The 22,639-nt window shown below is 62.9% G+C and carries 19 protein-coding genes and 1 tRNA gene; 6 read left to right on the forward strand and 14 right to left on the reverse strand.

Annotated elements, in window-relative coordinates; translation table 11 throughout:
- Positions 1 to 16: 16 nt before the first annotated feature.
- The 9 genes from NKJ40_RS19720 to NKJ40_RS19760 all read right to left on the reverse strand — a co-directional run bounded on the left by NKJ40_RS19720 (position 17) and on the right by NKJ40_RS19760 (position 10,353).
- Positions 17 to 958: a 2-hydroxyacid dehydrogenase gene (locus NKJ40_RS19720; protein WP_352467469.1), complete on the reverse strand. Its 942-nt coding sequence runs from the start codon at positions 956 to 958 to the stop codon at positions 17 to 19.
- A gap of 96 nt (positions 959 to 1,054) precedes the next feature.
- Positions 1,055 to 2,683 carry an ABC transporter ATP-binding protein gene (locus tag NKJ40_RS19725; RefSeq protein WP_352467470.1) on the reverse strand — a complete coding sequence of 543 codons (1,629 nt, stop codon included), beginning with the start codon at positions 2,681 to 2,683 and terminating at the stop codon, positions 1,055 to 1,057.
- Complete coding sequence (locus NKJ40_RS19730) at positions 2,680 to 3,180, reverse strand: type II toxin-antitoxin system VapC family toxin (RefSeq protein WP_352467471.1); 501 nt, start codon at positions 3,178 to 3,180, stop codon at positions 2,680 to 2,682. The genes NKJ40_RS19725 and NKJ40_RS19730 overlap by 4 nt, the downstream gene beginning before the upstream one ends.
- A complete protein-coding gene (locus NKJ40_RS19735) occupies positions 3,180 to 3,413 on the reverse strand; it encodes a hypothetical protein (RefSeq protein ID WP_236379202.1) in 234 nt (77 codons plus the stop codon). Before NKJ40_RS19735 ends, NKJ40_RS19730 begins: the two co-directional genes overlap by 1 nt.
- Before the next feature lie 97 nt (positions 3,414 to 3,510).
- Positions 3,511 to 4,650 (reverse strand): ABC transporter permease, encoded by a 1,140-nt coding sequence (locus tag NKJ40_RS19740; protein WP_352467472.1) that lies wholly within the window; start codon positions 4,648 to 4,650, stop codon positions 3,511 to 3,513.
- Positions 4,650 to 5,744 carry a microcin C ABC transporter permease YejB gene (locus NKJ40_RS19745; protein ID WP_292662264.1) on the reverse strand — a complete coding sequence of 365 codons (1,095 nt, stop codon included), beginning with the start codon at positions 5,742 to 5,744 and terminating at the stop codon, positions 4,650 to 4,652. Before NKJ40_RS19745 ends, NKJ40_RS19740 begins: the two co-directional genes overlap by 1 nt.
- A 30-nt stretch (positions 5,745 to 5,774) precedes the next feature.
- On the reverse strand, positions 5,775 to 7,643 hold the full coding sequence (locus NKJ40_RS19750) for an extracellular solute-binding protein (protein WP_352467473.1): 1,869 nt from the start codon (positions 7,641 to 7,643) through the stop codon (positions 5,775 to 5,777).
- A complete protein-coding gene (locus tag NKJ40_RS19755) occupies positions 7,643 to 9,526 on the reverse strand; it encodes an extracellular solute-binding protein (RefSeq protein ID WP_352467474.1) in 1,884 nt (627 codons plus the stop codon). Before NKJ40_RS19755 ends, NKJ40_RS19750 begins: the two co-directional genes overlap by 1 nt.
- Before the next feature lie 173 nt (positions 9,527 to 9,699).
- Positions 9,700 to 10,353, reverse strand: a complete 654-nt coding sequence (locus NKJ40_RS19760; RefSeq protein WP_352467475.1) for a c-type cytochrome — start codon at positions 10,351 to 10,353, stop codon at positions 9,700 to 9,702.
- 192 nt (positions 10,354 to 10,545) lie between these two features.
- On the opposite strand from NKJ40_RS19760, the gene NKJ40_RS19765 reads away from it, so the two are divergent.
- A complete protein-coding gene (locus tag NKJ40_RS19765; RefSeq protein ID WP_352467476.1) occupies positions 10,546 to 11,274 on the forward strand; it encodes a 3-deoxy-manno-octulosonate cytidylyltransferase in 729 nt (242 codons plus the stop codon).
- Positions 11,275 to 11,308: 34 nt separating this feature from the next.
- The gene (locus NKJ40_RS19770) at positions 11,309 to 12,172 is read left to right on the forward strand and encodes a prephenate dehydratase (protein WP_352467477.1); all 864 of its coding nucleotides are present in this window, start codon (positions 11,309 to 11,311) and stop codon (positions 12,170 to 12,172) included.
- Positions 12,173 to 12,179: 7 nt separating this feature from the next.
- On the opposite strand, the gene NKJ40_RS19775 is transcribed toward NKJ40_RS19770, so the two are convergent.
- Together NKJ40_RS19775 and NKJ40_RS19780 are read right to left on the reverse strand one after the other, a co-directional pair.
- On the reverse strand, positions 12,180 to 12,536 hold the full coding sequence (locus NKJ40_RS19775) for a hypothetical protein (protein WP_352467478.1): 357 nt from the start codon (positions 12,534 to 12,536) through the stop codon (positions 12,180 to 12,182).
- Between the two features lie 54 nt (positions 12,537 to 12,590).
- Positions 12,591 to 13,535 (reverse strand): methyltransferase domain-containing protein, encoded by a 945-nt coding sequence (locus NKJ40_RS19780; RefSeq protein WP_352467479.1) that lies wholly within the window; start codon positions 13,533 to 13,535, stop codon positions 12,591 to 12,593.
- A gap of 107 nt (positions 13,536 to 13,642) precedes the next feature.
- On the opposite strand from NKJ40_RS19780, the gene NKJ40_RS19785 reads away from it, so the two are divergent.
- Positions 13,643 to 14,653, forward strand: coding sequence for a ligase-associated DNA damage response exonuclease (locus NKJ40_RS19785; protein WP_352467480.1), 1,011 nt, complete (start codon positions 13,643 to 13,645; stop codon positions 14,651 to 14,653).
- 226 nt (positions 14,654 to 14,879) lie between these two features.
- Complete coding sequence (locus NKJ40_RS19790; protein ID WP_352467481.1) at positions 14,880 to 16,481, forward strand: cisplatin damage response ATP-dependent DNA ligase; 1,602 nt, start codon at positions 14,880 to 14,882, stop codon at positions 16,479 to 16,481.
- A gap of 239 nt (positions 16,482 to 16,720) precedes the next feature.
- On the opposite strand, the gene NKJ40_RS19795 is transcribed toward NKJ40_RS19790, so the two are convergent.
- On the reverse strand, positions 16,721 to 17,878 hold the full coding sequence (locus tag NKJ40_RS19795; protein ID WP_352467482.1) for a hypothetical protein: 1,158 nt from the start codon (positions 17,876 to 17,878) through the stop codon (positions 16,721 to 16,723).
- 353 nt (positions 17,879 to 18,231) lie between these two features.
- Between NKJ40_RS19795 and NKJ40_RS19800 the strand changes: the two genes are divergently transcribed.
- A tRNA-Thr gene (locus tag NKJ40_RS19800) sits at positions 18,232 to 18,307 on the forward strand.
- Between the two features lie 357 nt (positions 18,308 to 18,664).
- Entirely contained in the window at positions 18,665 to 18,835 is a 171-nt protein-coding gene (locus NKJ40_RS19805) for a hypothetical protein (RefSeq protein WP_352467483.1), read from the forward strand.
- Positions 18,836 to 18,861: 26 nt separating this feature from the next.
- Here the strand turns inward: NKJ40_RS19805 and NKJ40_RS19810 are convergent, their stop codons facing one another.
- Complete coding sequence (locus NKJ40_RS19810; protein ID WP_352467484.1) at positions 18,862 to 20,451, reverse strand: indolepyruvate oxidoreductase subunit beta family protein; 1,590 nt, start codon at positions 20,449 to 20,451, stop codon at positions 18,862 to 18,864.
- A complete protein-coding gene (locus tag NKJ40_RS19815) occupies positions 20,444 to 22,597 on the reverse strand; it encodes a thiamine pyrophosphate-dependent enzyme (RefSeq protein ID WP_352467485.1) in 2,154 nt (717 codons plus the stop codon). Before NKJ40_RS19815 ends, NKJ40_RS19810 begins: the two co-directional genes overlap by 8 nt.
- Between the last annotated feature and the right edge of the window lie 42 nt (positions 22,598 to 22,639).

The following is a 22,639-nucleotide window of genomic DNA, read 5'->3' on the forward strand; positions in this document are numbered from 1 at the left end:
GCGGCGCTCTAGAAAATCAATATCCCGCGTTGCGGTCCACCACATTTTCCAGCGCTTCGCCGCGCTCGAAAGCATCCATCTGGCGCAGCATGATCGGCGCCAGGTGGACCGGATCGGAGGTTGCCGCCGCGTGCGGCGTCACGAACACTTTCGGGTGGCTCCATAGCGGGCTGGTCTTCGGCAGCGGCTCGACCTCGAACACGTCGAGGCTGGCTTCCTTCAGCGTGCCGTCGTCCAGCGCGCGCAAAATGTCGGCGTCCTTCTGCAGCCTGCCGCGCCCGGCATTGATCAGCACCGAGCCGCCGAGCCCGTTGCGCTTGCGCAGCTCCTTCAGCACGCCGTGGTTGATGATGCCGTGCGTCTGTGGCGTCAGCGGCAGCAGCACCACCAGGATGTCGGTGGCGTTGAGGAACGGGATCAGGCCGGCCTCGCCCGCGTAAGTCGAGACGCCTTGCATCGGCCGGTCGCTGCGCGACCAGCCATTAACGGGAAAGCCGAGCGACAACAGCACCGATGCCGCGGCGCGGCCAAGCGTGCCGAGCCCCATGATGCCGACCGAGATGTCGCCGGCCGGCCGCTGCTGCGGTTCGTGCCAGATCTTCTTCTGCTGCTGGGCGCGGTAGAGCATGCCCTGGCGATGGTGGTCGAGCACCCGCCAGACGACGTATTCGGTCATGTACTGGGTAAGGTTGTCGGCTACCACCTTGACGACCGGTACGTCGGGCAAGGTGGGATCGGCGAAGATGTGGTCGACGCCGGCGCCGATCGAGAAGATGGCCCGCAGATTGGGCAGCGACGACAACAGGTTCGGCCGCTGTTTCCACACCACCGCGTAGGTGATCGAGGGATCGCCGGCGCCATTCGGCTCGAGCACCACTTCGCGTTCCGCCGACAGCAGCTCGCGCCAGCGCAGCGGATGGATACCGGTGAGGGCAAGCAGGATGCGGCCTTTTTCCATTGCGGATTGTTTTTCCCTTTTTACCAACAGCGTTCGCGTCCCGACGCGCAAGGGCGCGGCAGCGTTTTGATTTTGCGCATGATCTCTGGCGAAAATCTACTCGCTGACGATGCCGACCGGCGCCGTTTCGATCTTGAAGGCGGCCGAGATCAACGCCTTTGTATAGTCGGTCCGCGGGTTGCCAAAAATCTGCTCGGAAGGTCCGGCTTCGACGATCCTGCCATTGCGCATGACGATGACTTCGTTGGCGAGCGCGCGGATGACCCTCAGATCGTGGCTGATGAAGAGGTAGGCGAGGTCGTGCTTGGCCTGCAGGCTGCGCAAGAGGTCGACGACCTGCGCCTGCACGCTCATGTCGAGCGCCGAGGTCGGCTCGTCCAGCATGACGAAACGCGGGTTGAGCACCATGGCGCGCGCGATTGCGACGCGCTGGCGCTGGCCGCCGGAGAATTCGTGCGGATAGCGGTTGCGCGTCGCCGGATCGAGGCCGACTTCCTTCAGCACGTCGACGACGCGCTCGTCGCGCGCATCGGGGGACAGTTTCGGCTCGTGGATCTTCAACCCTTCCTCGATGATCTCGGCGATCGACATGCGCGGGCTGAGCGAGCCGAACGGATCCTGGAAGACGATCTGCAGCTCGCGCCGCAACGGCCGCATTTCGTTGAAGGACAGCTGATCGATGCCGCGTCCGTTGAACTGGATGGCCCCGGTCGACGAGATCATCCTGGCCAGCGCCAGGCCGAGCGTCGTCTTGCCTGAGCCGGATTCGCCGACGACGCCAAGCGTCTGTCCGGCCCGCACGGTGACATCGATGCCGTCGACCGCCTTCACATTGTCGACGGTACGCCGGAAGAAGCCCTTCTTGATCGGGAACCAGACCTTGACGTCCTTGCCGACCATCACCGGCTTGGCGGCTTCATTGGCCGCCGGCGGCTTGCCTTTCGGCTCGGCGGCAAGCAGATGCCTTGTATAGGCGTGCTGCGGATTGGCGAATATCTCCTTGGTCGGGCCGGTCTCGACGATCTTGCCCTTGGTCATCACGCAGACCCGGTCGGCGATCTTCCTGACGATGCCGAGATCGTGGGTGATGAACAGCATCGACATGTTCTTGCGGCTTTTCAGGCCGGCGAGCAGTTCGAGGATCTGCGCCTGGACGGTGACGTCGAGCGCCGTCGTCGGCTCGTCGGCGATCAACAGTTCAGGCTCGTTGGCCAGCGCCATGGCGATCATGACGCGCTGGCGCTGGCCGCCGGAAAGCTGGTGCGGATAGGCGTCGAGCCGTTTCTCCGGTTCACGGATGCCGACCTCGTGTAGAAGTTCCAGCGTGCGCGCCTTGGCTTTGCGGTCCCCCAGGCCCTGGTGCAGCTTCAGCACCTCGACGATCTGCTGCTCGATCGTGTGCAGCGGGTTGAGCGACGTCATCGGTTCCTGGAAGATCATGGTGATCTTGTTGCCGCGCACGCGGCGCAGGTCTCTCTCGTCCGCGGCAAGCAGGTCGGCGCCGAGGAACAGGATCTTTCCCGACGGGTGGCTGGCGGTCGGATAGGGCAGCAGCTTCAGCACCGACAGCGCGGTGACCGACTTGCCGGAGCCGGACTCGCCGACCAGCGCGACCGTCTCGCCCTTGGCGAGATCGAAGGAAATATGGTCGACGGCGATCGACTGGTTACCGCCTTGCGTGAAGGCGACGCTGAGGTCTTGTACGGAAAGGAGAGGGGCGGTCATGGCTCGACTTCCGCGACAACCCTGTCCAAGGCGGAAATTTCCGGTCGTATGATCGAAATTTTGGCTGCCATTTGAGGGGGGACGAGACGATTTGGTGCGATAGAATAGGTCTCTTTCAATCTCGTGTCCGCACTCAGAAATTGGGTGCAGCCGAAGTGCATCGCTGTGGAGAGATGGATCGCGTCCGGTAATCTCAAGGAAACGAATTCCGAACGCAACTGTGCTGCGTGCCAGAGAACCTCGCGAGTTACCGCCCCAATTGAGATGAACGCGTTGCCGATTGATATATTGTCGTAGAGTTCGATCAGTCGCTCATTGTTCTTTCTCAAGGGATCGACCATCAACTCTGCGAGGACGATCTCACTCGTCGTCAGGAAAGGCTGCTTTCTGCCCTCGTTCAGTGAAATGACCTGAAGCAGTTTTTTTGCAAGCGCATCGTTGTTTTCAAAGGCATAGATGAAAATGTTGGTATCGACATAAATCCGGACTGCAGCCATCAATCCTCCCACTCATCGCGGAGGGCACGAACACGCGCGACAGCCTCGTCGAGGCTTGTTCCCGGCGCGTTGGCCTGAGCATTCCGCATGAGTTCAAGCAATTGTTCGCGGCCAAGAGGCCTGTTGGCCTCCTCTTCCACTGTCACTTTGACCGAAGCGCTCGGAGCTATGCCTTTTCGCAGTTCATCCGGGAGCTTCGATGCCGGGTAGTGTTCAAGGATGACCCTATTCATAACCCTTTCCTTCCCCAACGCCTTGAGGATACGTCCGCTTTTGTCCGGATTGCCATTCTCGGGAATATAACATGCCGAATGCCAGCCCGCATCGCCCTCATCTGAACGTCTTGCGCGGATCGAAGGCGTCGCGCGTGGCCTCGCCGACGAAGACCAACAGCGACAGCATCAGCGAGATGACGACGAAGCCGGAAATGCCGAGCCATGGCGCGTTGAGATTGCGCTGCGCCTGCTTCAACAGCTCGCCGAGCGAGGCGGAGCCGGGCGGCAGGCCGAAGCCGAGATAGTCGAGCGAGGTCAACGTCGAGATCGAGCCGCTGAGCAGGAAGGGCAGGAAGGTCAGCGTCGCCACCATGGCATTGGGCAGCAGATGCCGGAACATGATGGTGATGTTGGACACGCCGAGCGCGCGCGCCGCATTGACATATTCGAAGTTGCGGGCGCGCAGGAACTCGGCCCGCACCACGCCGACCAGCGCCACCCAGGAAAACAGCAGCATCAGCCCGAGCAGGATGAAGAAGCCGGGCGGCAGGATGGCAGCGACGATCAAGAGCAGATACAGCACCGGGATGGCCGACCAGATCTCGATGAAGCGCTGGAACAGAAGGTCGGTCCAGCCGCCGAAATAGCCCTGCAAGGCGCCGGCCGCCACGCCGATCAGCGCCGAGCCGGCGGTCAGGATCAGGCCGAACAGCACCGAGACCCTGAACCCGTAGATGACGCGCGCCAGCACGTCGCGGGCCTGGTCGTCGGTGCCGAGCCAGTTCCAGTTGCCGACGATGCAATTGGGGTCCGCCTCGCCTTTCGGATACTGGTTGCAGCGCGTTTTCTTGTCGTAGAGCCAGGACGGCTTTGTCGGTGCTGCCTCTGGAATGGAGTTGTTGACGGTTTGGTAGGAGTAGCGCACCGGCGGCCAGATCATCCAGCCATTGGCATTGATCTCGTCCTGGATGACCGGGTCGCGGTAGTCGGTGACCGCATAGAAGCCGCCGAACTTCTCCTCGGGATAGGCGACCAGGACGGGAAACAGGATCTCGCCCTTGTAGGAGGCGATGATCGGCTTGTCGTTGGCGACCAGTTCCGAACCCAGCGACAGCACGAACAGGAACAGGAAGATCCACAACGACCAGTAGCCGCGCCGGTTGGACTTGAAGTTCTGCAGGCGCCGCTGGTTAAGCGGCGACAGAAAGGGCCGCGCGATCCGTGCCGGCGCCGTTTCGGCTGTGGCCTGCGCCATCAGACGTCTCTCCGCTCGAAATCGATGCGCGGATCGACCCAGGTGTAGATCAGGTCGGACAACAGCCCGACGAACAGGCCAAGCAGCGAGAAGATGTAGAGATTGGCGAAGACCACCGGATAGTCGCGCTGCACGACCGAGTTGAAGCCGAGCAGGCCGAGCCCATCGAGCGAAAAGATGTTCTCGATCAGCAGCGAACCGGTGAAGAAGGCCGAGATGAAGGCACCGGGGAAGCCGGCGATGACGATCAGCATGGCGTTGCGAAAGACGTGGCCGTAGAGCACCCGCCGTTCCGACAGGCCCTTGGCGCGGGCGGTGACCACATATTGCTTGCGGATTTCCTCGAGGAAGGAATTCTTGGTCAAAAGCGTCGTCGTGGCGAAGGCCGACAGCACCAGCGCCGTCAACGGCAAGGTCATGTGCCAGAAATAGTCGCCGATCCGCGCCGGCCATGACAATTGGTCCCAATTGTCCGAGGTGATTCCGCGCAACGGAAACCAGTCCCAGAACGAGCCGCCGGCAAACAGCACCATCAGCAATATGCCGAACAGGAAACCCGGAATGGCGTAGCCGACGATGACGACGCCGCTGGTCCAGACATCGAAGGTGGAGCCGTCCTTGACTGCCTTGCGGATGCCAAGCGGGATCGAGATCAAATAGGACAAAAGCGTGATCCATAGCCCGATCGAGATCGACACCGGCATCTTTTCCAGGATCAGGTCGAGCACCGATATGTCGCGGAAATAGCTGTCGCCGAAATCGAAACGGAGATAGTTCCACAGCATCATGCCGAAGCGCTCGAGCGGCGGCTTGTCGAAGCCGAATTGTTTCTCCAGCTTCTTGATGAATTCCGGATCGAGCCCTTGCGCGCCGCGATATTTCGAGCCGACGTCGCCGGCCACATCGAAATTGGCGCCGCCGGCATCACCCCCGCCGCCGCCGAGGCGATCGCTGCCGCCCTGGTTGGTCAGTCTGGCGATGACCTGCTCGACCGGCCCGCCCGGAGCAAACTGGATGACGGCAAATGACACCGCCATGATGCCGAACAGGGTCGGGATCATCAACAGGATGCGGCGCAGTATATAGGCGCCCATCAGGCCCTCTGCCTCGCTTGTGCGAAAATCTCAGGCTTTGCCAATCTGTGCCGCCTTGTCTTTGTTGAACCACCACAACGTCTCGACCGGAAAGCCGTAATCCGGCTTCTGAGCGGGAAAGCCGAACATGTCCCAATAGGCCGCTCGGTGATTCGCCTGATAATATGTTGGAATCCAGTCGAGCCGCGCGCGCAAGACCCGATCGAGGGCATTGAGCGCGGTGACGAGTTCGATGCGGGTCTGCGCCTTGCCGGCTGCCTCGATCAGCGCGTCGATGGCTTTGCTTTCCGTACCTGGATAGTTGCGCATCCCCGGCGTTTTGGCCATCCGCGAAGCATAGAGGATCTCTAAACCGTCGGTGGTGGGCGTCGCCCCGATCAACCATGCGAGCATATTGAAGTCGAAGTCGAAATTGCTCTGCCGCGCTTCAAATTGCGTCGAATCGACCTGCCGGACCGAAGCGTCGATGCCAATCGCCTTCATATTCTCGGACCAGGGCGCCAACATGCGAACCAGGCCCTCGTCCTCGGCCAGCATTTCCACCCGCAGCCGCTCGCCTTTATCGTTGACGACGAAATTGCCCGCTCGCTTCCAGCCGGCTTCGGCAAGCAGCCTCGAAGCCTCGCGCAGCAACTTACGGTCATGGCCAGAACCGTCGGAGACGGGTTGCATCACCGGTTCGCCAAAGGTCTCCGGCGGCAACTCGGCTCGAAATGGCTCCAGCAGTTTCAGTTCCTGGGGCGAGGGTAGGCCCTCGGCCTTGTAATCCGATCGTTCGAAGTTCGATTGCGAACGCTCGTAGGCGCCGAAAAACAGCACCCGCCTGGTCCATTCGAAGTCGAAGCAATAGGCGATTGCCCGTCTCACGCGTATGTCGCGGAATTGCGGACGGCGCTGGTTCAGCGCGACAGCCTGCATGGAGGGCGATTTCTCGCCGGGAAATTCGCGTTTGATGACCCTGCCATCCTTCAGCGCCGGAAAGTCGTAACCGGTCGCCCACACCCGCGATGTGAATTCTTCGCGAAAATGCGTGTCCCCTTTCTTGAAAGCTTCAAACGCTGCCTGGCGATCAAGATAGAAATCGATGCGGATGCGGTCGAAATTATTAAGCCCGCGGTTCACGGCCAGATCGCGGCCCCAATAATCGGCGACGCGTTCATATTCGACAGTCTGCCCCGCCGCGACCCGTCCCGCCCTGTATGGTCCGGAGCTAAGCGGTGGGGTTAACGTCGAGGCGTCGAAATCGTTGGCCGTGTAGAAGGCTTTCGACACGATCGGCATAACAACGATGGCGAGGATATTCTGCGCGGACTGTTGGCCGTTGAAGGCAAGGCTGACTGTAAGCGGATCGATTGCGACCGCATCCGTCATATGCCGCAGCGGTTGGGAAAGATTCGGATGTCCGCGCTCTTTGTAGAGGTTCAATGCGAAGGCAACGTCCTCCGCGGTTAGCGGCGAGCCGTCATGGAAGCGGGCTTGTGGCCGCAGGCTGAAGCGGAAGCCATTGCGGTCCTGCGACAAGGTAACGGATTCGGCAAGCAGGCCGTAGACCGCATCCGGCTCGTCAAGTGCGCTTGTCATCAGCGAATCGAAACAGAGCTCGGTGCGCGGCGGCGAATCCCCCTTTAACACCAGCGAGTTCAACGTGTTGAAAGTCAGGAAGCTTTGATTGAAGGTAGCGTTCGGCGGGGCGAAATTCATCCGGCCGCCCTTGGGAGCGTCCGGGTTGACATAGTCGAAATGCTTGAAATCCGGCGCGTATTTGAGATCGCCGAAGGCGGACAGGCCGTGCAGTTTCACGCCGGTCGGGATCGTGGCGAAAGCCCGGCCGGGCAGCAATGCAGCTGCCGCGGCGGCACCGCCCAGGGCGAGGAAGTCGCGACGGGGCAGCGCCGCCATCAATTGCCACTCTTGTATTTGGCCGCCAGCGCCTTTTCCTTGACCGGATCGATCCACCAGGAATCCGTGTCCACGCCTAAATAGGCAGGCTGCTTTTCAGGCATGCCGAACTTGTTCCAGTAGGCCAGCCAGACCACCGGCCTGTGCCATTGCGGCACGACATAGTAGTTCCATAATAGAACTCGGTCGAGCGCATGGGTGGCAGCAACCAGATCGTCGCGGTCGGTGGCGTAGATAACGCGGTCGACCAGCGCGTCGACAATCGGATCCTTAATGCCCATCAGATTGCGTGAGCCAGGTGCGTCGGCGGCTTTTGAACTCCAGAAGTCGCGTTGCTCGTTGCCGGGCGAATCCGACTGTGGGAAGATCCCCGTCACCATGTCGAAGTCGAAGCTGCGGGTGCGGTTCACATATTGACTGGGGTCAACAATGCGAAGTGCGGCATCAATACCGATCCTTCGCAAATTATCGACGTAGGGATTTGCGATGACTTCGTCTGTCGGGTCCCGTCCCAGGATCTCCAGCTTGAATTGCTGGCCCGTTTGGGCATTGACCATTTTGCCGCCCTTGATGACCCAACCAGCCTTGGCGAACAGGTCGACCGCGGACTTCAGGTATTTACGCTCCGCCTGCGGCGTGTCGTAGACCGGCAGTTTGAATTCCTCGGTGAACACTTCAGGCGGCAGCTTGTCACGATATTGCTCGAGAATCTCCAGCTCCTTGCTTTTCGGCAGGCCGCTGGACGCCAGGTCGGTGCCCTGGAAATAGCTGCTCGTGCGGGTGTTAAGACCGAAGAACAGCGTACGATTCATGCTTTCGAAATCGAGCACGTCGGTCAACGCCTCGCGTATGCGTCGATCCTGAAACTGCGGACGTCGCAGATTAAGCGCGAAACCCTGCATCGGCTCGGGCGACTCGGTCTTGTACTCCCTCTTGATGACGTCGCCTTGCTTGATCGCGGGAAAATTATACGCCGTCGACCAGCGTCTGGAGCTGTTTTCCGCGTTGATATCCTCAAGCCCACCCTTGGTGAAAGCCTGCCAAGCCGCGTTCTCATCGAGGATGTAGGTGTACCGCTTCGTGTCGAAATTCTCTCGGCCGATCTTCACTGGCAACTTGGCGGCCCAATAGTCAGGCACGCGCTGCCATACAATTTCCGAACCTGGCTTGAAGCTGGCGATCTTGTAGGCGGCCGAACCCAGCGGCGGCTCCAGCGTCGGCCGGGTGACGTCGCGCTTCTTGCCGTTGGCGTCATTGCCTTCCCACCAGTGCTTGGGCAGTACGACGAGATCGCCGAGAATCTTGGGCAGTTCGCGATTGCCCTTCTGGCTGAAATGGAACTCGACCTCTCGATCGGAGATTGCGACCGCATCGGTAACGTTCTCGAAATAACGGCTGTATTGCGGGCTGTTGGCCTTTAGCACCTGGAACGACCAGATCACGTCGTCGACGGTAATCGGCTGACCGTCATGCCACTTCGCCCGCGGATCGAGCCGGTAGGTCGCCGAGGAATAATCGGCCGGATATTTATAGGCTTCAGCGACCAGCGAATGGCTGGTGCTGCCTTCGTCGGTCGCCTGCTCCATTAGCGTGTCGTAGAGCAGACCGCCGCCAAAAGGGACGAAGCCAGCGGCGGCAGAACCCTGGACGATGTAGGGATTGAAGCTGTCAAACGTGCCGGGCGCCACCGAATTCAGCGTGCCGCCCTTTGGTGCATCTGGATTGACATAATCGTAGTGTTTGAAATTGTCGCCGTATTTGGATTCGCCGATCAGCGACGAGGTCGTGCGCCATTCGTCCGCGAAGGCCGCCTGCAGGCCGCCGGCAAAAGCAGCCAGCATCAGCACCGATTTCAGAAGCGTCCGCGCTCGGCCAACCGTCATGCGTTCTCCTCTTCGCGATATAGCGCCGTCACCATAGCGTCTGGGCCCAATCTAGATCATTTGGCGCCGCTGAAAACCGCAACCGAGCGGCTTTGTCGTCGCATATGCATTTTTCCTAACGAAAAAGCCGGGCTGAACCCGGCTTTTTCAAGGATTATGTCATTACAGTTTTGTTATTTTGCGGGTGCGGCCGGAGCGGCTGGCGCCGCGCCTTCTGCCGGCTTGGCAGGGGCTGCACCTTCGGCCGGCTTGGCGGGCGCGTTCTCGGCCGAGGCGCCGGGTGCCGGCAGCGGCTTCGGATTGTCCGACAGCGTGCGCAGATAGGCGATGACGTTGGCGCGGTCCTCATCTTTCGGCAGGCCGGCGAAGCCCATCGCCGTGCCCTTCACGAACTTCTTCGGCGAGGTGATGAAGTGGTTCAGGTTGTCGTAGGTCCACTTCTCGCTGCCGCCCTTGGAGAACTCTTTCATGCCGGCAGAATAGGCAAAGCCCTCATGCTCGGCGACCGGACGGTCGATGATGTCCCACAGATCGGGCCCGACCTTGTTGGGGCCGCCCTTTTCGCCGGAATGACACGCCTGGCATTTCTTGAAGATGGCGGCGCCGGCTTCGGCGTTGGCGGTGGTCAGCAGCTCGGCGATCGGCTTGGCCTCCGCGGCGGGAGCGGCCGGGCCGCCTTCGGCGGGCTCGGTCGCCTCGATGGCGAAGCCGGGCTTTTCCGGCGCTGGAGAGGCAAACAGCGCGTCGGACACGATGCCAACGGAAAAGACAATGAACACCGTGCCGAGGAAAGCGGCGAGCAGCTTGTTGACTTCGTTGGAATCCATACGCCCCAGGCTCCCTTTTCCGGCGGACCGATCCGTCCACTCCGTCCGTCGGTATCGTGAACCACCCTGCGAGGCGGTCAAATCGCGCGGAAACTAGGTCTTTTGCTCCGGCGTTGCAACACCTATAAGGGCGCTGCCAGTGAGACCTTTTGCCACTTTTGTCCTCCTCTTTTTCGAGCCCCTGCCCGCCTCATGTCCACGCTCATCCTGATCCCGGCCCGCATGGCCTCGACCCGCCTGCCGGGCAAGCCGCTGGCCGACATTGCCGGCACTCCAATGATCGTCCACGTCGCCCGCCGCGCCGCCGAGGCGGGGCTCGGCCGGGTGGTCGTCGCCACCGATACGCAAGGCGTTGCGGAGGCGGTACGCGCGCATGATTTCGAGGCGGTGATGACGCGGGCGGACCACGAAACGGGTTCCGACCGCATCTTCGAAGCGCTGACCATTCTTGACCCTGGCAAGACGGTCGAGACGATCGTCAATGTGCAGGGCGATCTGCCGACCATCGACCCCCTTATTATCGGCGCCGCGCTGAAGCCTTTCGAGAACGCAGCGGTCGACATCGCCACGCTCTGCGTCGAGATCGTCCGCGACGAGGAAAAGACCAATCCGAACGTCGTCAAGCTGGTCGGCTCGCCACTCTCGGCGACGAGGCTCAGGGCGCTCTATTTCACCCGCGCCACCGCACCGTGGGGCGAAGGCTCGCTCTACCATCATATCGGCCTCTATGCGTATCGCCGCGCCGCACTCGAGCGCTTCGTTGCGCTGAGGCCGTCGCCGCTGGAGCGCCGCGAGCGGCTGGAGCAGTTGCGGGCGCTGGAGGCCGGCATGCGCATCGATGCGGAGATCGTGCAGTCGGTGCCGCTTGGCGTCGATACGCCGGACGATCTCGAACGCGCCAGGGCGCTCCTTTCCAACTAAGAAATTCTTCCCCCCAATTCCCGAGACTCTGCGCATGCCTGAAAAGACCAACAAAATATCCTTCCAGGGCGAGCCGGGCGCCAATTCCGACACTGCCTGCCGCAACATGTTCCCGTCGATGGAGCCGTTGCCGTGCCCGACCTTCGAGGACGCCTTCAACGCGGTCGAGACCGGCAAGGCCGATCTGGCCATGATCCCGATCGAGAACACCATTGCCGGCCGCGTCGCCGACATCCATCACCTCTTGCCGGAATCGAAGCTGCATATCATCGGCGAATATTTCCTGCCGATCCACTTCCAGCTCATGGTGCTGCCCGGCGTCAGCCGCGACGAGATCAGGACCGTGCACAGCCACATCCACGCGCTCGGCCAATGCCGCAAATACATCCGCAAGAACGGCTGGAAGGGGACGGTTGCCGGCGACACGGCGGGCGCCGCCAAGATGGTCGCCGCAATGAAGGACCGCACCATGGCCGCGCTGGCGCCGGCGCTGGCCTCGACGCTCTACGGGCTCGATATCATCGAAGAGAATGTCGAGGACACCGACAGCAACGTTACCCGCTTCGTCGTGCTGACCAAGAACAAGCAATGGGCCGAACGCCCCTCCGCCGACGCCAGGATGATGACGACCTTCATCTTCCGCGTCCGCAACGTGCCTGCCGCGCTCTACAAGGCGATGGGCGGCTTCGCCACCAACGGCATCAACATGACCAAGCTGGAAAGCTACCAGCTCGGCGCGTTTACGGCGACGCTGTTCTACGCCGACATAGAGGGCCATCCCGACGATCCGCTGGTGAAGCTGGCACTCGACGAGTTGCGCTTTTTCTCGCGCGAAATGCGCATCCTCGGCGTCTATCCCGCCAGCGCCTCGCGCGAGCAATGGAAGGTGGCGGATTAGGATCCGGTCAGGTCAGGCCGAGCTTGTTCTGCTTGGCCGGCTTGCCGCATTCGCGGCGGCTGATCGACCGGTTCATGGCGTCGATCTTGCCGCTTGCCTGGTCGGCGTCACGCTTGGCTTTTGAGCGCATATCCGGCGTGAACGGCCCAAAGCCCGTCGCCGGGTTGGAGAAGGACGGCTTGGCGTCTACCGGCAAATGATATTGCTGCGCCAGGCCGTTTCGTTGCGCCAGCAATTGATCGCAAGGCACCTTGTCGTATAGCAGCGAGGACTGGACGTTTTCGTCCTGCCGTTCGGACATCGAATTGCCGACGCAGCCGGCCATCGCCAGGCAAGACGCCAAGACCATCATGTTCCAGCGCATGAACGTGCTCCTTGTCTTTCGCAGCTGCCGCTCTCCTGCGCGGCGGCAGGAGTCTTAGCCAGATTTTACGCTGCCGGAAAGCAAGCTTGCCACGACGGCCAGCCCTTCGACCGGTTCGCGGCGATCCTGCCGGATAATCGTTGCCTGCAGCGACAGGACCGAAAAGCCGTTGGCGTCCAGAACCCGCTCTACATAGCTTTGCGAATGCGCGTAGCGGCGGGACGGCAGCAAGGCGAAATCGCCGCTGCCAGACGAGTCGCCGCCGGCGAGCGTCTCGACGGAGAACGCAAACAAACCGCCGCCGGCAAGCATTCCGGCAATCTTGTTCACCACCTTGTCGAGTGCGCCGACATAGATGAACACATCGGCCGCCGTAACCAGATCGGCTTTCGGGCCAGAATAGGAAAACTCCTGCAGGTCCGCCTTGACGAGCAGATCGTAGACACCTTTGGCGCGCGCCTGCCTCAGCATGCCGGCCGAGATGTCGTAACCCTCCAGCCGATCCGCTATCGGCCGCAGCTTCTGGCCCATGAGGCCGGTGCCGCAGCCGAGATCGAGCACCAGCGAAAACCGGCCCGGCCGTGCTGCCCGGATGGCGCGATCGAGGCATTCGGGCAGACGATAGCCGAGCCTGTCGACCAGCTCACCCTCGAAGCTCCCGGCATAGTGGTCGTAGAGCGTCTCGACAAAGGCGCTGGGCGGCGCCTGGGCCGCCGCTGCCCTGCCGATCAATTGCAGCTTGAGCACCGCGCCGAGCCTGTCCGCCGGGTCGAGCCGCAGTGCCGTCGTCCAGGCCTGCGCGGCGAGATCGGGCGCGCCCGCTGCTTCCTGCATCTCGCCGAGGCGGAACCAGCCGGCCGCCCAGTGCGGCGCCAGTTCGAGCGCGCCGAGCAGCAATTCCGCCGCTGCCGCATGATCGCCGGATGCATAGAGCATTTCGGCATAGTCGGCGCGGCGGTCGGCGGTCAAATCGCCGGACGAGGTCTGGAGCGGTTTCATGTGGTCGGGTTCCGCCGGGTGTTTGCAGCCGGCTTGCGCTCTATGCTGGAGTCAGCAGTGACTTACAACAGGCTTCCCGCGCCGGAATTAGCGCCTATCTTGGGGCCATGCGCGCCAGCGACCTGCTTCATCCCCGGCCGGAAGGGCTGTATTGTCCGCCCGGCGATTTCTTCATCGACCCGGTGCGGCCGGTCAACCGGGCGCTGATCACGCATGGCCATTCCGACCATGCCCGCTCCGGCCACCGCTCGGTGATGGCGACGCAGCAGACGCTCGATATTATGGCGCTGCGTTACGGCGAAGGTTTTGCCGGAACGACGCAAGCCGCCGTGCTCGGCGAGACCATCGCGTTCGACGGCGTCACTGTCAGCTTTCACCCGGCCGGCCATGTGCTGGGCTCGGCGCAGATCAAGGTGGCGCATCAGGGCACATGCATCGTCGCGTCGGGCGACTATAAGCGCCAGAAGGATGCGACCTGCGAGCCGTTCGAGCCGCTCAAATGCGACGTCTTCATCACCGAGGCGACGTTCGGCCTGCCGGTGTTTCGCCACCCGCCCGATTGCGAAGAGATTGCCCGGCTGCTGAGATCGACCGAGCAGTTTCCCGAGCGCACGCATCTGGTCGGCGCCTATGTGCTCGGCAAGGCGCAGCGCGTCATGCGCCTGCTGCGCGATGCCGGCTACGAAGAGCCGATCTACATCCATGGCGCGCTGGCCAAGCTCAGCGAGTACTACCAGAGCCAGGGCGTCGATCTCGGCACATTGGAACCGGCGACCGTCGAGACCGGCCAAAAAAGCGACTTTGCCGGCGCCATCGTCATCGGCCCGCCATCCGCCTTCGCCGATCGCTGGGCGCGGCGTTTTCCCGATCCGATGTCGTGCTTCGCCTCGGGCTGGATGCGCATTCGCCAGCGCGCCAAGCAGGGCGGCGTCGAGCTGCCGCTGATCATCTCCGATCACTCCGACTGGGACGAACTGACGGCGACGATCAAGGAGACTGGCGCCGAGGAAATCTGGGTGACGCATGGCCGCGAGGAGGCGCTGGTGCGCTGGTGCGAACTCGAAGGCATCGCCGCCAGGCCGCTGCATCTCGTCGGTTATGAGGACGAGGGCGATTGATGGTGGAAATCGCCGGTATAGCGTTCTGTCGCGCCCCCCTCTGGCCTGCCGGCCATCTCCCCCACGAGGGGGGAGATCGGCAGCCTCGGCGCCGCGCTCGTTCCCTCAACGCTGGAGATTGGCGAAACCAGTGGCGACTTCCAATCTCCCCCCTCGTGGGGGAGATGTCCGGCAGGACAGAGGGGGGCGCGAAGGATCGCAGGCTTCCACCCTTGGCGCCCCTCCCATGAACCGCTTCGCCGAGCTTCTCGACCGGCTGGTGCTGACGCCGTCGCGCAATGGCAAGCTGACGCTTTTGACCGACTATTTCCGCAACGTCGAGGATCCGGACCGCGGGCTGGCGCTGGCGGCCATCACCGGCGATCTGTCCATCGCCGCGGTCAAGCCGGCGATGCTGCGCACGCTGGTGATCGAGCGCATGGATCCGGTGCTGTTCGGCTATTCCTACGACTATGTCGGCGACCTGGCCGAGACTGTCTCGCTGGTCTGGCCGCAAGCGCCGGTCGACATTGCGAACCACGAGCCGACCCTGGCCGAAGTGGTGGCCAAGCTGCAGGCGGCGAGCCGTTCCGATGGGCCGCAGGTGCTGGCCCGGCTGCTCGACAGCGCCAGCACGTCGGCGCGCTTTGCCATCATAAAGCTGGTCACCGGCGGCCTGCGCATTGGCGTCTCGGCGCGGCTGGCCAAGCAGGCGCTGGCCGATTTCGGCAAGGTCGATGTCGCCGAGATCGAGGAACTCTGGCACGGGCTGACGCCGCCTTATACGGCGCTGTTTGCCTGGCTGGAGGGCAAGGCGGAAAAACCCAGGAAAACGGCGCTGGCGCTGTTCAGGCCAGTGATGCTGTCGAATGCCGTCGGTGACGGCGACCTCGAAAAGCTCGACCCGGCCGACTACGCGGCCGAATGGAAATGGGACGGCATCCGCGTCCAGGCGGTTTGCGAAGGCGGCATTCGCCGGCTCTATTCGCGCACCGGCGACGATGTCTCCGGCGCCTTTCCGGACCTTGCCGAGGCGATGGATTTTTCCGGCGCCCTCGACGGCGAGCTTCTGGTCGGTGACCCCAGGCAGGCGACGGGCACCTTCTCGGACCTGCAGCAGCGGCTGAACCGCAAGAGCGTGTCACCCAAGATCCAGCAGCAATACCCCGCCTTCATGCGCTGCTACGATGCGCTGCAGATTGGTGACGAGGATGTGCGCGGACTTCCCTTCCGCGAACGGCGCGGCCGGCTCGAGGCTTTTGTGAGGACACTCGATCCGAGCCGCTTCGATCTGTCGCCACTGGTCGAATTCACCGACTGGCAGGCGCTGGAGGAATTGCGCCGCAAGCCGCTGCATCCGGTCATCGAAGGCGTCATGCTGAAGCGCTGGGATTCGCCCTATGTGGCCGGGCGGCCGAAGGGCCCGTGGTTCAAATGGAAGCGCGATCCGCACACCGTCGACGCGGTGCTGATGTATGCCCAGCGCGGCCACGGCAAGCGCTCGAGCTTCTATTCCGATTATACATTCGGCGTCTGGTCCGGGCCGGAAGGATCGGAAGAGCTGGTGCCGGTGGGAAAAGCCTATTTCGGCTTCACCGACGAGGAACTGAGGCAGATCGACAAATATGTCCGCGACAACACGATCGAGCGCTTTGGCCCGGTGCGCTCGGTACGTGCCGACCGCAGACAAGGCCTCGTACTGGAGGTGGCGTTCGAAGGCCTCAACCGCTCGACGCGGCACAAATCCGGCGTTGCCATGCGCTTTCCGCGCATTTCGCGGCTGCGCTGGGACAAGCCGGCGGCCGAAGCCGACCGCATCGAGACGCTGCAGGCACTGCTCGACAGTTAGTCCGAATACCGAGCAATCACCACAGGTTTGCGCTGCCCCTCATCCGCCTGCCGGCACCTTCTCCCCGTATAGTGACGGGGAGAAGAAGGCTGGCCGCAACCTCGGCGCCTCTTTGCAACGCTGCAGATTGGCGAAATCCCTGGCGAAGGCCCCTTCTCCCCGTCACTAAACGGGGAGAAGTGCCCGGCAGGGCGATGAGGGGCGGCGCAAACTTGAAGCGATTGCCCGGTGCGTGGATATCAAGGCGCAATCGAGACGCGGATCTCGTAGATGTCGACCGACTTGCCCTGCTTGTCGAAGTCGGAATTGATGGCGATGGTCCCGGCAGCCCCCGGACGCTTGTCGGGAAGACGCACGTCGAACAGATATTCATTGCGCTCGCGACCGACCGCATAGCGCTTGCGGCCGCAGTCGCCGAGTTCGCCGAAATTGCAGTCGACGGAAATCTGCGTCTCCTGGCCCTCCTCGGAGCGTGCGATGATGTCGAATGTGGCATGCTTGCCGGCGAGCTTTTCCAGCACGCCTTGCCCGACGTCGAAGCTGATGGCCGAGCCGGATGCACCCGAACGGATGCGCAGGAAGGAACCGCTTTCGTCCTGGATGACGTCGGCCTTGGCGTCCGACGGTGCATTGACCTGCGTCGGGTCGCCCGGCGAAAAAACGTTGATCCAGTCGCGCGCCTGGTCCTGCTCGCCCTGCTTCGGCGGCGAAGCGGTGTCGTCCGGCGTGAAATCATCGCCATCGACCGTTGGCGGCGCTTCCGGCGGCGCCGTGTCGAGCTCGGTCGCCGATTTGAAGACGCCGGTCTGGTTGGCGAAATAGAGGCCGATGCCGGCGGCTGCGAGCAGCGTCACACCGAAGAAGATCGCGGTCAAAGGCAGGCGCCGCCGCCTCGCCCGCCGGTCGTCGCGGTCGGGCGTCACTTCCGCGTCGTCGATTTCGGCTTCGGTCGGAGCCGAGGCCCCCATGTCGATCACCGGCGCCTCGGGAACAGGCGCGTCGGGCATGATGTCGGGGACGACCGGCAGGACGCGTGACCGGGGCGCATCGGATTCGGGCGACTGCGCCGGACCGTCAACGACGATGTCAGGCGACGGCGCGGGCTCGGCTTCAGCTTCGGTTTCAGCCGGAGGCTCCACCGCCGGTGCTGTCTCCAAACTGTCGGTCGGCGCGGCGACGTCGGCAACCGCCGGCAGGAATTCCGATTCGATTTCGGTGATCTTCGCCTGGACCGCCTTGCGGCGCTTGATGGCGACTTCCACGGTGACGTTTGGATTGGCCTGCAGGGCACGGTCGAGTGCCGCGAAAGCCGATCGATAGACCCGCTCGCGAAACGCCCGGTCGTCGGCATTGCCTTTCTCGAAGGCGTTGCGGATCGCTTTTTCGATCGCGTCCAAGCGAATTCCCTCTGCAATTTCACTCACATTGTCATGATCGTTAGCCGCAGGCGACCAATCAATCAACAAGCGAGCGGCCGCATTCTGCCTTGCCGAGGGGTACAAAACCGATTTCGGTGGTTTTCGGTAAAGGAATCAACATTTTTCGCTGATTTTCCGGTCACGGCCAACGTGGCGGTCGCGCGGCGTGCCGACGCGGCATCACGCGGCCGATGGTAGATCCGCGCGGCGGCTGCCCTTGCGCCCGGCCGGAGGCGGCACGAATTGCCTCGTCCTGAAATCGCGGCTGCCATCTTGAATTCGCGGCCGGTTGCGTCTATCACGCAGCCCATCTTGGAAGCTCGGCTTCCCGGGCCGCTTTAGCTCAGTTGGTAGAGCACATCATTCGTAATGATGGGGTCAGGTGTTCGAGTCACCTAAGCGGCACCAAAACACATATCCCGCGCGCCTCCTTCATCCAGCACTCAGCCGAGTGGAAAAGCTGACGCCGCCGAGATGAGGGCGAGCATTGCCAACACGACCCCGCCGCGCGGCAGATGACGCGATGATGCCGCATCGCGGCAGCGCGGGCGTTATTTGTCCCGGAGCCGATATGTTTGCTGCTGCCATAGGCATGAAGACTACAAAACAGGCAGACAACCAAGGCGGCGGCAAGACCTAGCGAAGCGGGCTGGATAGCCTCACTTCCGTGATGATAGCGTGAAAGAAACGCGTTCCATCGATCCAGCCCAAAGCCCATCTCATCGTCGGCCGTTCCGGCCTGACGTTCAACAGGGGGAGAAAATCATGGAAGAGGAAGACGATGTCCTAAGCGACCTGAGCTATGTCGCCGAAAATTTCGATGATGTGGCGAAGGAAACGATCGTCCTGGTGCTGGAGGCTGCGATCGCTGAGATCATTGGCCTGAGAATTGCCCTGCAGACTGCCGCGCCGAAGGCGACATGGACGACAGACTGAGTTGCAGCCGGGGTTGAACGAGCGCCTCAGCTCGGCGAGGTGTCGCCCAGCGACGCCACCGTCTTCAGCGCGCCGTCGAGCATGTCGCCCTTTTCGTCCTTCAGCGCGGCTTCGCGCAGGCGCCTGATCCAGTCGGCGGCGTCCGGGCGGCCCTTGACTAGGTCGAGCGCCGACAGCACCCGGTCGAATTTCGACTGTGCGCGGGCATGAGTGTCGCTGTAACCCTTGATCAGCCGGCGGCAGTTGAGGATCTCCGTGCCAAGCGCGTAGTCCTGGCCGACCTGGCCGAGCGCCAGCGCATACCAGCGCTCGAGATGGGCGGTCTCGACCTTGTGGCGCAGCAGGCGGCGGCGCCAGCGGCGCAGGCCGCCGATGAACCACAATGCGGCAAAGCCGGCAAAACTGTCGGTTCGGATATGGCGGCCGCGGTTGATGCGGCGGTCGAGGAAGGCAGCGAGCTTCGGCCGGCTTTCGATGTAGCTGCCGAGCCCGGCCGGCAGCGTGCCGCAGAATTCCTCAATGCGCGGATGGAAATATTCGGTCACCTGCAGCACGGAGCCGTCCTTGACGCCGACCTCGCGGCGTACGCGTCGGTCGCGGCTCGAGCGCGTCTTCAGGTCGGCGACGCGGATCATGTCGTCGTAGCACATGGCGTTGGCCAGATGCTTGGCGGCGGCGATCGACAGCGCGTAGTCATGTCCGGCATTGTCCAGGACGACCGCCCGGTCGAGCCGGTCGAGATACTCGCCGCCATAGGCGATGTCCTGATAGTCGACCACTTTCCTGAGGCCGCGAAGCGCCATGTCGCGCACGGGCACAGGCAGCGCGGCGACGCGCGCCGCCAATTGTTGCCAGCCCTTCAACAGCCTTTCCGGACCGCTGACTTCTGTCGCCGCGCCCGAGCCGGTTTCAGCGGCCGCCGGTTCTGCAGTCTTGTCGCTCGAAGGCGCACTCGCGATGCCGCGCGCCCGATCATAGGCGGCGCCGAAGGCGGCGAGGCTGGCATTGACGCCGCGGCCGCCGGCACTGACCGCCTGCTCATAGCTTTCGCGACTGAACGGCAAGGCATCGGAGCCGGCCAGCGCGCCGAGCAGGCTGGCCGAGATCATCGAGCCATTGTCGGCGGCGATCTTCTCCATGTCGAAGGCAATGAAGCGCTTTGCCGCGGCTTCCGCCGTGGCATGCACTTTGGAGGATGAGGCGCGGCCGTCGCCAGGCTCGATCTTCTCCGAGACCGCGGCGATGCGGTGCGACGAGGCGATCAGCGTTGTGCGCTCCGGCGTGACGAAGCCGCGGATGATGGCGCGGCCGGCTTCCATCAGTTCGGCGGCAATCAATATATCGACGTCGCCCTGCGACGGCGACAGCGCGAAGACCGGCAGACGGCCGGTGTCGCGGCACATCTCGACGTAATAGATGGTGGCGCCGGTGCGCTGGGCGACGCCGGCAACCGAGGTCGATTGCGCGACATAGAAGTTGCGCTCGGCGACGTCGGTGATCCAGTCGGCCAGCACGCCGCCGCCCTGGCCGCCGACCGCCAGCACGGCAAGCTTGATGACGCGCTGGTCGTCCGGCGCGCCGGCCTTGGAACGGGACGATGGGACAGCGTCAAGCATCGGCGAATATCAGGCGCCGGCTTTCACGACGCCGCTGCAAGAGGCCGATCGTGGCGCGGCGAGCGGCTTCAAGGAAACGGTCCCAGCGGCTCGGATTATGCACCACATCGGCGCGGTAGAAGGATGGGCAGAGCACCGCGGCATCTGCGACCTCGCCGCAATTGCCGCAGCCGACGCAGCTCTGGTCGATATGCGCCACCGGATCGTCGCGCAACGGATCGTCGAGCGACTTCACCGACAGCGACGGGCAGCCGGAAAGCCGCATGCAGGCGTGATCGCCAGTGCAAATATCCTCGTCGACGCCGAATTTCGGCTTGATCATCCTTGTCCCGCCCTTGATCGCCTTGTCGACCAAGGGCTTTTCGCGGCGCTGCCGGTTGAGCATGCATTCGGACGAGGCGACGATGACTTTCGGGCCCTTTTCGTCCGTCGTCAGCGCTTCGCGCAGCGTGTCCTGCATTTTGGTTACGTCGTAGGTGCGGTCGATGTGGCGCAGCCATTTGACGCCCATGCCCTTCACCGCCTCGGTGATCGGATGCTTGGTCGATTTCGTCTTGTTGCCGGCGCGGGACGACAGGATGTCCTGCCCTCCGGTCGCGGCCGAATAGAAATTGTCGACGATGACGATGACGCCATCGTTCTTGTTGAAGACGGCATTGCCGATCGACGAGGTCAGGCCGTTGTGCCAGAAGCCGCCGTCGCCGACGAAGGAGATCGAGCGGCGCTTGGCATCGGGCGAATTGAATGCCGAGGCCGAGGCCGGCCCCAGCCCGTAGCCCATGGTGGTGGCGCCGAGCTCGAAAGGCGGCATGATCGAGAACAGATGACAGCCAATGTCGGAGGCGATGTGGTGCTTGCCCAACTCCTGCTCGACCAGCTTGGTCGCGGCGAAGATCGGCCGTTCCGGGCAGCCGACGCAGAAGCCGGGCGGACGGCCCGGGACGACGTTGATCAGGTCGGCGGTATCGAGCCCGTCGCCGATCTTGTTGGGCGCGCGGACCTCGCTTGGCAGCAGATGCGGGATGGTGGCGCGTAGGAACGATCCGATGCCGTCGAGCATCACCTGGCCGGTATATTCGCCGGCCATCGGCAGATGCTCCTTGCCAACGAGTTTCGTGCCGCGCCCGGCCTTGTGCAGCATCGCGGCAAAGGCCTGTTCGATGTAGTTTGGCTGGCCTTCCTCGACGACGAGAACGGCGTCCTTGCCTTCGCAGAAAGACAGGAACTCGTCATCCACCAGCGGGTATACGGCGTTCAGCACATAGAGCGGCACGTCGGTGTCGCCATAGGTGTCGGCGAGGCCGAGCCGCTGCAGCGCCCGGATTACCGAATTGTACATGCCGCCCTGCATGACGATGCCGACCGAGCCGTGCTCCGGGCCGAAAAACTCGTTGATCTTGTTGGTGCGGATGAAATCCACCGCCGCCGGCCAGCGTTTCTGCACCTTTTCCTTCTCGTGCAGGAAGGACGCGGGCGGCAGCACGATGCGGCCGGTGTCGCGGCGCGGCGCCTCGAGCGCATCGGCCACCGTCATCGCCGGGCGCTTGTTGTCCTTGGCGATGAAATGGCCGTGGACATGGCAGCAGCGGATGCGGACCTGCAGCATGACCGGCGTATTGGAAACCTCGGACAGCTCGAAGCCGTCCTCCACCGCCTTGACGATCGACGGCAGGTTCGGTCGCGGGTCGAGCAGCCAGACCTGGCTCTTCATGGCAAAGGCGTGGCTGCGCTCCTGCATGATCGAGGAGCCTTCGCCGTAATCCTCGCCGACGATGATCAATGCACCGCCGGTGACGCCGCCGGATGCGAGGTTGGCGAGCGCATCGGAGGCGACATTGGTGCCAACCGTCGACTTGAAAGTGGCCGCACCGCGGATCGGATAATGCACCGATGCCGCCAGCATGGCGGTGGCGGTGGCTTCCGAGGCGCTTGCCTCGAAATGCACGCCGAGCTCGCCAAGGATGTCCTGCGCGTCGGCCAGCACGTCCATCAAATGGCTGATCGGTGCACCCTGATAGCCGCCGACATAGCCGACGCCGCATTGCAGCAGCGCCTTGGTGATGGCGAGAATGCCTTCGCCGGAAAACTCCTCGCCGGCGCCGAGCCTGAGCTTTTCGACTTCCTTGGCAAAAGACCGTTCGGCCATTTTGGGCTCCTTCCGTTGCCGCCGGAATCTGGCGGCGCGTAA

It is taken from the genome of Mesorhizobium sp. M0119, from assembly GCF_040322615.1.
GTDB lineage: Bacteria > Pseudomonadota > Alphaproteobacteria > Rhizobiales > Rhizobiaceae > Mesorhizobium.